Raw genomic sequence first — 12,773 nt, 5'->3', positions numbered from 1 at the left:
ATTTTAGAACTCTAAATAAAAATAAAAAACCATCTTTTCTTATGAAGAGATGGTTTTTTTAGAAAATTAAATAAGTAGAAGATATGAAAGCACCGGTTGCTAAAAAGATAGAAAAGGTTCTCGAGATACATGGGGACAGAAGAGTTGACAATTATTTTTGGATGAATGAAAGAGAAAACCCAGAGGTTGTCAGTTATCTTGAGGAGGAAAACAAATATTGTGACTTTGTGATGAAGGATACAGAAGATCTTCAAAACGAATTGTTTGAAGAAATGAAGGAACGATACAAAAAGGACGATGAATCTCTTCCTTATTTTTTCAATCAATATTGGTATCAAGTTCGTTACGAAGAACTTAAGGAATATCCTATTTTCTGTCGACATTTTGAGCAAATGGAAAATGAGGAAGAGATTATTCTCGATGCTAATCTTTTGGCTGAAGGTTATGAGTATTTTGATGTGGGAAGTGTTGCCGTGAGTGAGGATAACCAAATTGCTGCTTTTTCTACGGATACTTTGGGTAGAAGAATTTACACACTAAATTTCAAAAATCTACTTACAAATGAGATTCTTGAGGATAAGATTGAGAATACCACAGGAAGAGTGGTTTGGGCAAAAGATAATCTTCATATTTTCTATACGAGGAAGGATAAAAGCCTTCGTGCATTTCAGGTTTTTAGACATCGATTAGGGACTGATTCTTCCGAGGATGTGCTGGTTTTTCATGAAAAAGATGAAAGTTTTGATGTTAATGTTTTCAAAACCAAATCGCTAGATTATATTTTTATTGCTAGTTCGAGTACGATTTCTGATGAGATGAGGTTTATCCCAGCAGATGATGTTTTTGCCGATTGGAAGGTTCTTCAACCAAGAATGGACGACTTGGAGTATGTAGTTGAGCATTTTGAGAACGAGTTCTATATCATTACCAATGCGGACGACGCGTTTAATTTCAAATTAGTGAAAACAGGAGTTAATCATTGCGGAATTCAATTTTGGGAAGATATTATTCCGCATAGGGAGGATGTATTATTGGAGGGATTCGAAATTTTCAAAAATTATTTGGTTTTAGAAGAAAGAAAAGAAGGGCTTTTACAAATTAGAGTAATTGATTTTCAGTCTAATGACACTTTTTATCTTCCTTTTCATGATCCAACATATACAGCTTATATTGGGACTAATTTGGAGTTTGATACTGATAAATTGAGATATGGTTATACTTCGCTTACTCAGCCAACTTCGACTTTGGAGTTTGATATGAAGTTGAAAACAACAAAGGTCTTGAAGCGGCAAGAGGTTTTAGGTGGTAAATTTTTTAGTGAAAATTATATATCAGAAAGGATTTGGGCTCCGTCTAGAGATGGAGAGTCCAAAGTTCCAATTTCTCTGGTTTATCATAAAGAGACTGTTAAATGTGCAAATACACCACTACTTTTATACGGCTATGGAAGTTATGGTCATACCGTTGATGCGAGTTTTTCGACGGTCAGATTGTCATTGTTAGACCGAGGATTTATCTATGCTATAGCTCATATCAGAGGAGGGGAGTATCTTGGAAGAGAATGGTATGAAGATGGAAAAATGCTCAATAAAATGAATACTTTCTATGATTTTATTGATGCTGCAAAATATCTTATTAGTGAGAATTATACTTCGGCGCAACATCTTTATGCAATGGGAGGAAGTGCAGGTGGACTCCTTATGGGAGCGGTAATTCATATGGCTCCAGAAGTTTTTAATGCTGCTGTTGCTCAGGTTCCTTTTGTAGATGTTGTCACCACGATGCTCGATGAAAGTATTCCTTTGACCACTGGTGAGTTTGACGAATGGGGGAACCCAAAAGACAAGGAATATTATGATTACATGAAAGCTTATTCTCCTTATGACAATATTGAAAACAAATCTTATCCACATCTACTGATAACGACAGGATTTCATGATAGTCAAGTTCAGTATTGGGAACCTGCAAAATGGACCGCGAAATTAAGAGAATTGAAGTCTGATTCTAATTTGTTAATATTCAAAACGGATATGTCATCTGGTCATGGAGGTGCTAGCGGAAGATTCGAAAGCCTGAAAGAAGATGCGCTAGAGTATGCATTTCTGTTAAAGCTGGAAAAGTTTCAAAAAGAGTAAATAGATTCTATTTTTAATTATGTCTGATTTTGGAGGATGAATCACCCGCTTGGTTTTTTGATTAAATTTTAGAGTGTCGTTTATGCTAAATCGCAATATTTTTGATAATTTTTCTCCCCTATCATTTCTGTAGAAATACTAAAATTCTGTAATTTCATTATATAATTTTTCGATTTTCACCTGTTTTTTTGATTTTTCTTTACAGTAAATGCATTTATTTTAAGTTTTTTTGTTAAGTTTGTGAATAGAAAAATCCATCAACTATGAAAAGACTTTTATTTTCTTTTCTCGCGATACTTATGTGGAGCGGGAGCCTTTTTGCGCAACGTGATACGGAGCATTGGATAGCGCCGTATTATGATGCTTCGACGTCAGGATATACCAATAGACTGTATATTTCGACAGACTCTGTGACTCCATTTGAGGTTAGAATTCTTAATAATAATATCCAACTTGCGACCGTCAATGTTAGTAAGGGGAATCCTCAGGTATATACTGTTCCCGCTAATCTTATATCATCAACAAATGCGGGTGAAGTTTTTGCTGCGATAACAAAAGGTTTGTATCTTAATGGTGACAAACCGTTTTATTGTAGTCTTAGACTTGCTGTGTCAGCGCATGGTGAAATTATAACGAGTAAAGGGAAATCTGGAATTGGGACTGAGTTCTACTCTGCTGCTGCTCCTAACACATCCACCAATTCGATATACAATTTTACGACCGGTATCTTAGCTACCGAGAACAATACTACGGTTACTGTTACATGGAATAGTGCAGCTGTATCTTTTTTTAATGTAGGTACAGCACCTGGAACAACACATACTTTCACGTTGAACAAAGGGCAATCTTATCTTTTGGCAGGTCCAGGAAATGTTGCAGCCAACATTAGTGGATTTATTGGTGCTCATATTGTATCCAATAAACCAATCTCAGTTACTAATGGAAATTGTAATGGGAATTTTGGACTCGGCACCTCTGATGGTTCTGACCCAATATTGGATCAATCCGTTCCAGTTGACAAACTCGGAAAAGAGTTTGCAATGGTGAAGACAAAGTCAACTTCACCTGCAGAAAACATGGAAGGAGCAATAGTTGTTGCAACTGAAAATAACACTACGATTTCAGTCAACGGAGGCGCACCACTAGCGACTATTAATGCTGGACAATGGTATAGGATTAATGAAACCAATTATGTAGAGGCTGTTGCAGGTAGTGGGCATTATAATATGTTCGTATCTACCTCGAAGAATGCTTATATTTATCAACTGGTTTCGGTTGGTAGTTCTAACTATGCTTGCGGTTTCAATTACATTCCTCCTTTGAACTGCTATTTACCAAGGAAAATTGATGAAATTGGATTAGTTGATCAAATGCCATATTCTGGATCTCCTATTGAAATGAAACTCAATGTTTTAACAGAGACAGGAGCTGCAATAACCGTTAATGGAGTTACTCCTACCGCTGCACAAGGACCGTTCCCTTTAACAGGAACCACAGATTGGGTAACCTATTCTTTAACAGGAGTAACAGGAAATTTAACAATCATTTCTGACAAGGCAGTAACTGCTGGAATTAATGGCGGTTATAGTACGGCAGGTTATGGAGGTTATTTTGCGGGATTCAATGCTTTTCCTACTATTGTAAAACAAACAGGGACTTGTATTCCGGGTATTGTATTAGAGGTTAATGAAGGTTATGATAGCTACCAATGGTACGTTAATGGTAACCCGATTTCACCAGGAGGAAACACTAATGTATTTACACCTACAGTAGCTGGAAACTATACTGTATTGGTTACAGCTGGGACATGTACACCTTTGACAACGCCTGTTTTTCAGGTATTTACTTGTCTACAAGAAACAACTGAAGCAGCAGAGGCTTGTGGAGTAATGACATTTACGCCAGACTTTACTAACTCTTCTCAGACGATAGACTTGGCTTCTATCGCAGTAACTACTCCACCTACGCATGGTACAACAACTATTAATCCTTCAACGGGTGTCATTACTTTTTATCCTGAGCCAGGTTATACTGGAACGGATACTATGGTTTACCAATTTTGTGGTACAGAGCCAGTTTTCAAAGATTGTGAGGCTGTTACTGTGAACTTTAATATTATACCTTTTGTTGTGACTAATGATACAATCTACGCTTGCCAATATTTGGGTTCTGGTATTTTTGATTTGACAGCAGCTGACATTAATAACATTGCGAATTCTACTTACGAGTATTATCCAACATTGGTTGACCTACAGAATGATACCAACGAAATTAGTAATCCAACAGCTTATTCTGGAACAGGGGGAAGTGTATATGTTTTGATTACGACTCCTCAAAATTGTCAGGATGTTGCCATCATTGACTTGGAGTTTTTGGATTCGCCAGACGTTTTTGATGCCACATTGAGTGCATGCTATATTGTTGGGAATGGAACAGTGAACTATGGATCATTTGATTTAACATCAGTTACTGTGACTAATGATTCGCCGGTCACTTATGAGTATTATCCAACTTTAGCAGATGCCGAGAATAATACTAACGAAATTACTGATCCTTTACATTATGTTTCAACAAGTTCGGTAGCATTCGTAAAAGTATATGAATCTAATAACTGTTTTGATATTGCTGAAATTGCATTAACGGTAATTCCACCGATGTATTCTACTACACTCCAGGATCAATACATTTGTATCGAGGATCGTACTACGTTAGATGCAGGAGCAGGCTTTGACTCTTACGAATGGAGTACTGGTGCCACAACTCAGACTATTTCTGGTGTAGGTATTGGGGTATACAGTGTTACCTTAGGTCATGATGACGGATGTTACACAACCCAAACAGTAACAGTTTACAAGACTCCAGATCCTGTAATAACTAATGTTGAAATCAGTAATAATACTGTTACGCTAACGGTGCAAGGAGGTACTGCTCCATATCAATATTCGCTTGATGGAATAAGTTGGCAAACGTCTAATGTGTTTACTGACTTAGAAAGAGGACAGAATATCTTCTACGTTAAAGATTCTTTTGATTGTACTCCAGTTTCAGTGGAATTAACAGTTCCAAACTTGGTTAATGCAATCACGCCAAATGATGATGGAGTAAATGATTATATTGATTATAGTGCTTTAGCATACAAGAAAGATTTAGTTTTTTCAATTTATGACCGATATGGCAACAAAGTCTTTACCGCTGATAAAAGTAATAACTACAAATGGTCAGGAAGGGCTGACAGTAAGAAAAAAGTGAATACTGGTACTTATTGGTATCATATAAATTGGGTAGAGCCCAACGACAAGAAGACTCCTGTTGCTTACAGCGGATGGGTTCTTGTTAAGAATAGAGAATAAAAGGGAAACTTTTTATATTGATGGAAGTGCGGCTAAAGTAAAATTTAGTCGCATTTTTTTTTCTGTTGATTTTGCATGATGGTGAGTGCATTTCATTTTGTTTTTGGAAACTTTGTGGTTTGAATTTCCAATTGAAGTGGTTGATGTGAAAAAATGTTTATTTAATTTTACGAAAGAAACTTTAAAATGGGTCCATATTGCAATAAGCAATGCCAAAAGAAATCTTCTTGGAAATTATCATAAAATAAAAAGAAAATACCTTCAATTGTACTTAAATGAGTTTGTCTATAAGCTGAATCGAAGATATTTTGGAGAAAAATTGTTTGATAGGCTCTTCATTGCTAACATTACAGGATTAGGCAAATAAACGGATATTCATTTTTAATTTTTATTGAATCGAAAGTTTAAAGAAAGTTGGAAATTTTTGAAGAATATTCATATAGTCATGCTTTGCGATTCACCTTATTTAGGAGGGATGAACTGTTAATTGATTTTCATTGATGTTTTGAGAAGGTGAGAAAAGGAAAAGTTAATTCTACTAAAATTACGGAATTATTAAAGATCATATTTTAATTATATGATTTTGAATATTATTTTTTGATATTTTTGTATGGTATAGAAAACCCATCAACTATGAAAAGACTTTTATTTTCGTTTCTCGTGATCCTTATGGTTAGCGGGAATCTTTTTGCGCAACGTGATACGGAGCATTGGATTGCACCCGTTTACGATGCCGAGACTGCATCAGGTACTAACAACCTCTATCTTTCTACTGATTCAGTAACACCTTTTGTGGTTACTATTTATAACAATAACATTTCAATTGGGTCGGTTACCATAAGTAAGGGGAATCCTGCGGTTTTTGCTGTTCCTGCAAATTACATTATTTCTAGAAATACAGCTCAACTTTTTGCTCCCATCAGTATGGGACTACAACTTGTAGCTGAAAAGCCTTTTTATTGTACTTTGAGACTATGGGAGACCTCTCATGCTGAGATTGTGACATCTAAGGGGAAGGCAGCTCTAGGAACAGAGTTTTATGCGGTGGTGGCACCCAATACTTATACTACCAGTATATGTAACTTTGTGACTGGGATTATTGCGACTGAAAATAATACTACCATAACAGTTTCTGGATATGCTAGTAATACACAGTTTCGAAATGGCTGGACAGGGACTACAAACCCGACAATTACATTCAATCTTAATAAAGGACAATCTTATATTATTGAAGGAAGCAACAATATTGCTAATAATTCTGATAGATTTATGGGTGCAAAGATTGTTGCCGATAAGCCTATTTCTATTACCAATGGTAGTATGAATGGACAGTATGCTGCACCCACATTTGGAGGATCTGATATTGTCTTGGATCAGTCTGTACCTACTGATAAATTAGGTAAGAAATTTATCATGGTGAAGGGAACAGGAGATATCATGAATGGTACTTCTCAAAGAAAAATGGAAGAAGGTCTAGTGGTAGCTACCGTTGACAATACGCAGATCTTTGTCAATGGCTCTGCAACACCTCTTGCTACAATTAACGCTGGAGATTTCTATAGAATCGAGGGTACAAATTATGTTAACCAGGCAGGAAGTGGTCATTACAATATGTTAGTAGAAACTTCCGAGAACGCTTATTTGTATCAACTACTTGCGGGAATGCCTACTGATAACGCAACCGAAGGTTTTAATTACATACCACCATTAAACTGTTATTTGCCTCGAAAAATTGATGAAATTGGATTCATCAATGAAATTAAACCTGGAACATATGCAGATCCAACCAAGTTTAAAGCAAATATTATTACAGAAACTGGTGCTACAGTTTTATATAATGGAGCTCCAATTGCGGCAGCTAATGGACCTTTTCCTGTTACAGGGACAACAGAATGGGTAAGTTATTCAATAGCTGGTCCAACAGGAAATGTGACAATTACCTCTAACAAAGCTGTGACAGCTGGTGTTAATGGAGGTTATGGTACAGCAGGATATGGTGGCTTTTTTGCAGGATTTAATGCTTTTCCAACGATTGTTAAGCAGACAGGCTCTTGTATTCCTGGTATTATATTAGAGGTAAATGACGGTTATGACAGCTACCAATGGTATGTTAACGGTAATCCAATTACAACAGGGGGAAATACCAACACTTATACGCCAACAGCAGCAGGAAATTACACGGTTTTAGTTTCAGCAGGAACGTGTGCGCCACTCACAACACCAGTTTATAAGGTGTTTACATGTCTACAAGAAACTACTGTAAATGTTGATGCTTGTGGTGAAATGTCATTTACACCTGACTTCACTAATTCTTCACAGACGATTGATTTAGGATCAGTAGCAATAACAACTGCACCAAGTCACGGCACAGCAACAATTAATTCATCAACAGGAGAAATTACATATTACCCACAGCCCGGATACACGGGAACAGATACCCTGGTTTATCAGTTTTGTGGTACGGAACCAGAGTTTAGAGATTGTGAAGCTGTTACCTTGAATTTTAATGTTGTGCCATTTGTTGTTACTGATGATACTATTACAGCATGTCATTATTTAGGATCTGGTATATTTGATCTAACGAGTGCAAACCTTACCAATATTACAAACTCTACTTTTCAGTATTATCCAACTTTAGTAGATATGCAGAATGATACAAATGAGATTACTACGCCAGCAGCTTATGTGGGAACAGGAGGAAGTGTATATGTCTTGGTTACTACACCGCAAAATTGTCAGGGCACTGCAATGATTAACCTAGAGTTTTTAGATTCTCCAGATGTTTTTGATGCTACTTTAAGCTCATGTTATATTGCTGGTAATGGATCTCAAAATACGGCTTCATTCAATTTAACTTTAGTAACAGTTACTAATGAAACGTCAGTTACATTTGAATATTACCCATCCCTTGCTGATGCTGAAAATGGGACTAATATTATCGTAGATCCAACAAATTACGTTGCACCAGCCTCTGCGGCATATGTGAAGGTGTATGGAACTAATAACTGTTTTGACATTGCTGAAATCGTTTTGTCAATTATTCCACCAGTGTTTTCACCAGCACTTAGAGATCAGTACATATGTATTGAGGATCGTACAACTTTGGATGCAGGAGCGGGTTTTGACTCCTACGAATGGAGCACGGGAGCTACAACTCAAACAATTTCTGGAGTAGGTATTGGTGTATATAGCGTGATTTTAGGTCATGATGAAGGATGTTATACTACTCAAACAGTAACGGTATACAAGACGCCAGATCCTGTAATCACTAATGTTGAAATCAGCAATAATACTGTTACATTAACAGTGCAAGGCGGAAGTACTCCTTATAAATATTCAATAGATGGAGTTAACTGGCAAACGTCCAATGTATTTTCGGATTTACCAAGAGGACAAATTATGTTCTATGTTAAAGACTCTTATGATTGTACTCCAATTACAATGGATTTAACAGTTCCGAACTTGGTTAACGCAATTACACCAAATGATGATGGACTTAATGACTATATTGATTACAGTGCTTTAGCCTACAAGAAAGATTTAGTTTTTGCGATATATGATCGATATGGTAGTAAAATTTTTACTGCTGATGAGAGTAATGATTATAAATGGGGAGGAAAGGATCTAGGTAAGAAGAAAGTGAGTACTGGTACTTATTGGTATCACATAAATTGGGTAGAGCCCAATGACAAGAAGACTCCTGTTGCTTTTAGTGGATGGGTCCTTGTTAAGAATAGAGAATAAAAGGGAAACTTTTTATATTGATGGAAGTGCGGCTAAAGTAATATTTAGTCGCATTTTTTATATCCTATACTTAAATTTTTGAAGATAATTTGTCTAAATTTGTGTTAAATCTGTAAAAATGTTTCGGAATCTACTTTCTCTACTGGTCATGCTTCTTCTTTGTGTACAAGTAAGTGCTCAATTGGATCGAGAGCATTGGTTTGCACCCATGGTAGATAGAACTACTAATCCCAACCAATTTCAGAGATTGTATTTGTCTACCAATAGGACAACACCATTTCCTGTAGAGATTTATAATAACAATGTGCTTATCGGTACAGTTACAATTAGTAAGGGTAACCCTCAAAGATTCGATGTGCCAAGAAATTATATAATCACCAGACAACAATCTGATTTATTTACCCCTGTTACTAAGGGGATTTATGTTAAGGCGAGCTACGCATTTTATGCTAATCTCCGTTTTTCTGTGTATAGTCATGCTGAGATTATAACCTCAAAAGGGATTCCGTCCACAGGTACGACTTTTTATACAGCGATGGCTCCTATCACCGCTACCAATTCCATTCTCAACTTTATGACTAGTATATTGGCAACGCAGGATAATACAACGGTCACTGTTTCAGGGTATTCGCCAACGGTCCAGTTTTCAAATGGAACAACAGGTACGACAAATCCATCTATGACTTTCACATTAAACAAAGGTCAATCCTATATTATTGATGGTAGTGGAAGTCTTAGCCAAAATTCCAACGGATTTATTGGGGCTAAAATTGTTGCCAATAAACCAGTTAATGTGACTAATGGTAATTTTAACGGACAATATGCATCAACATCAACATTTCATTCCGATATTTTGATGGATCAATCGGTGCCTATAACAGGATTAGGAACTGAGTTTGCTATGGTTAAAGGGAATGGGGTTGTAGGGATGAATATGGAGGAAGCTTTGGTTGTTGCTATTGCTGATAATACTGAAATTTTTGTCAACAATGAGCCTACTCCAATTGCAACAATTAATGAGGGTGACTATTATGTGATTCCGGACACAAAGTATATTTTGCAAGGAAGTGGACATTATAATCTCTATGTTCACACTAACAAGAATGCCTACGTTTATCAGTTACTTGCTGGTGTTGATGATACTACTGGTAATTCTGTAGCGACAGGTGGATTTAATTTTATTCCAGCACTCAACTGTTATTTGCCGAAACAGATTGACGAATTAGGATTTATCGATGAAAACGAAGTCTATTCCAATAACAATCCAGCGGGAATTCTGAGTATTCCCACGAAGCTAAATTTGATAACACAAACGGGGGCAACAGTTTTAGTTAATAATAATCCTCCACCAGCAGGGACGGGTCCGTTTCCGATGACAGGGACGTCAAATTGGGTTACTTATGGGATTCCCAATGTGACTGGGAATATCACAGTGACTTCTAACGTGGCTATCACGGCAGGGATAACCGCTGGTTCAGATGCCGTTGGATATGGTGGTTTTTTTGCTGGTTTCCCAACTACCCCAAGTATTATAGCGACCGGAACATGTTTCCCTAATGTCACTCTTGCAGTAGATCCTGTTGTATATGAAAACTACCAATGGTATCTCAATGGAGCTATAATTCCTGGCGCAACTAGCTCTACATACACTCCTACAATTCCCGGGAATTACACTGCACAAGTAACGCAAGGAACTTGCGCACCTTTGGTGACAGCTTCATATAAGGTTTTAAAATGTTTAGTCAATAGTTCTTCAACCTATAATGTTTGCGATTCGCAAACAATTGTACCGGCATTTTCTGCGGTAACGATACCACAAAGTGTTAGTCCTTCTACAGTTTCGATTGTGACTCAACCAACTTTAGGGACAGTCTCTATTAACTCTACAACAGGTCAAATTACCTATACCCCAACGACACCTGGAGTGGCTGCGACAGACACTTTTACTTATACTTTTTGTGGTAATCACGCAGATTTTCCAGAATGCGAAACAGTAATCGTTACTCTTCTGATACAACAAAATCAAGCTAGTGATGCGGTTCTTTATTCATGTGTTGTAGGTGGAGTGGGGACTTTTAATTTAACTTCAGCTAATATCACTACTAATTCTCCAGTAACAATATTATATTATCCGACACTTGTAGATGCACAGAATCAAAATGCTAGCGCAGTGATTTCAAATGCAACTAGTTACTCTGTAAGCACGGGAACGGATGTTTACGCTGTTGTTACTACGCAAAATGGTTGTAAAAAAATTGCAGAAATTACTTTGACTCTTTATCCTTTTGCAACTGTTTCCAGTTACACAGGGACATTTTGTGATAATAATTTAGACGGGCAAGCGGAAATAACTTTCAGCGACGTGACAGCAAATGTATTAAACAATGCGACTTATTTCATGGTAAGATATTACCAAAATTTAGCAGATGCTAATCTTGGAAACGCTAATACACTACCTAATGCATGGACTTTCCCTGCTAGTACCACGGTCTATATAAGAGTGGATTCTCCAGACGGGTGTGCAGCAGTTGTTCAGCCAATCAATTTGGTTTTTGGAGGTAGAACACCGCTTACAGCGACAACGGTTTCTCAAAGTATTTGCGACACGGATTTTGATGGCATTGTGCAAGTTAATCTGAATAGCTATCTTGGTCTCTTTACAACAGACCCACAGGTAACGGCAACCTATTATACTAGTCTTACAGATGCTCAAAATGAGACTGGCGCGGTCAGTAGTTCGCAGTCGATTAATTTAGCGGGAAGTTTCTATATAAGATTCGAAAGTCCAACTTTGTGCCCTAATGTTGGTTCTATAGGACTTACTATCAAAACGCCTCGTTCTTCATCAGAGTTGCTTAATCAAACCATTTGTGAGAATACGACTACCGTTTTGGATGCAGGTTCAGGATTTACCTCCTATTTATGGAATACAGGAGCAACTTCACAAAGCATCAATGCTGGTGTTGGTAGTTATTGGGTAGACTTAACCTATAATGGATGTGTGTATAGGCAAAGCGTGGAAGTGGTTGGGGCAACAGAACCGGTAATTACAGCTATCGAAATTACAGATGGGACCGTAACTATTAGCGTTTCTGGAGGAACTCCACCTTATGAATATTCTTTAGATAATGTGAGTTGGCAGGATTCTAATGTTTTTTCTAATGTGGTTAGGGGAGATTATATTGCTTATGTTAGGGACTCGAAACAATGCAAGGTTATCCAAAAAGAATTTTCAGTAATTAATCTGATTAATGTGATAACACCAAATGGAGATGGCTATAATGATAGAATTGACTATTCTGAACTTTTGTCTAAAAATGAACCTGTTTTTGTGATCTTTGATCGTTATGGACAGGAAATTTTCAGAGGAAATACCACGAATAATTTTACTTGGAATGGTAAAACAAGGAATGGACATCCTGTTCCAACCGGTACTTATTGGTATATTCTTCAGTGGAAAGAATTCGGGGTGTCGACGATTACCAAGTACAGCAGTTGGCTTTTAGTTAAAAATCGTGACAATGACTTTTATGGTGATAAATAA

Annotated in this window: 5 protein-coding genes; all 5 read left to right on the top strand. The window is 37.0% G+C overall.

Annotated elements, in window-relative coordinates; translation table 11 throughout:
- The first annotated feature begins 83 nt into the window (after positions 1-83).
- The 5 genes from AC4AGG_RS12635 (at position 84) to AC4AGG_RS12615 (ending at position 12,773) form a co-directional block, all read left to right on the top strand.
- Positions 84-2,135, top strand: a complete 2,052-nt coding sequence (locus AC4AGG_RS12635) for a S9 family peptidase (RefSeq protein WP_489772368.1) — start codon at positions 84-86, stop codon at positions 2,133-2,135.
- 263 nt (positions 2,136-2,398) lie between these two features.
- Positions 2,399-5,485 carry a T9SS type B sorting domain-containing protein gene (locus AC4AGG_RS12630; protein WP_489772367.1) on the top strand — a complete coding sequence of 1,029 codons (3,087 nt, stop codon included), beginning with the start codon at positions 2,399-2,401 and terminating at the stop codon, positions 5,483-5,485.
- Between the two features lie 85 nt (positions 5,486-5,570).
- Positions 5,571-5,852 carry a transposase gene (locus tag AC4AGG_RS12625; RefSeq protein WP_489772366.1) on the top strand — a complete coding sequence of 94 codons (282 nt, stop codon included), beginning with the start codon at positions 5,571-5,573 and terminating at the stop codon, positions 5,850-5,852.
- 266 nt (positions 5,853-6,118) lie between these two features.
- Positions 6,119-9,229: a T9SS type B sorting domain-containing protein gene (locus AC4AGG_RS12620; RefSeq protein ID WP_489772365.1), complete on the top strand. Its 3,111-nt coding sequence runs from the start codon at positions 6,119-6,121 to the stop codon at positions 9,227-9,229.
- A 118-nt stretch (positions 9,230-9,347) separates the two neighbouring features.
- Complete coding sequence (locus tag AC4AGG_RS12615; RefSeq protein ID WP_489772364.1) at positions 9,348-12,773, top strand: T9SS type B sorting domain-containing protein; 3,426 nt, start codon at positions 9,348-9,350, stop codon at positions 12,771-12,773.

This window comes from Chryseobacterium sp. CG10_8, from assembly GCF_058117085.1.
The sequence above is the reverse complement of the archived record's forward strand: the minus strand, read 5'-3'. Positions and strand labels throughout refer to the sequence as shown.

Bases quoted from the DNA above. Each gene is read 5' to 3' on its own strand.
- AC4AGG_RS12635 (WP_489772368.1), top strand. From the start codon at position 84: ATGAAAGCACCGGTTGCTAAAAAGATAGAAAAGGTTCTCGAGATACAT.
- AC4AGG_RS12630 (WP_489772367.1), top strand. From the start codon at position 2,399: ATGAAAAGACTTTTATTTTCTTTTCTCGCGATACTTATGTGGAGCGGG.
- AC4AGG_RS12620 (WP_489772365.1), top strand. From the start codon at position 6,119: ATGAAAAGACTTTTATTTTCGTTTCTCGTGATCCTTATGGTTAGCGGG.
- AC4AGG_RS12615 (WP_489772364.1), top strand. From the start codon at position 9,348: ATGTTTCGGAATCTACTTTCTCTACTGGTCATGCTTCTTCTTTGTGTA.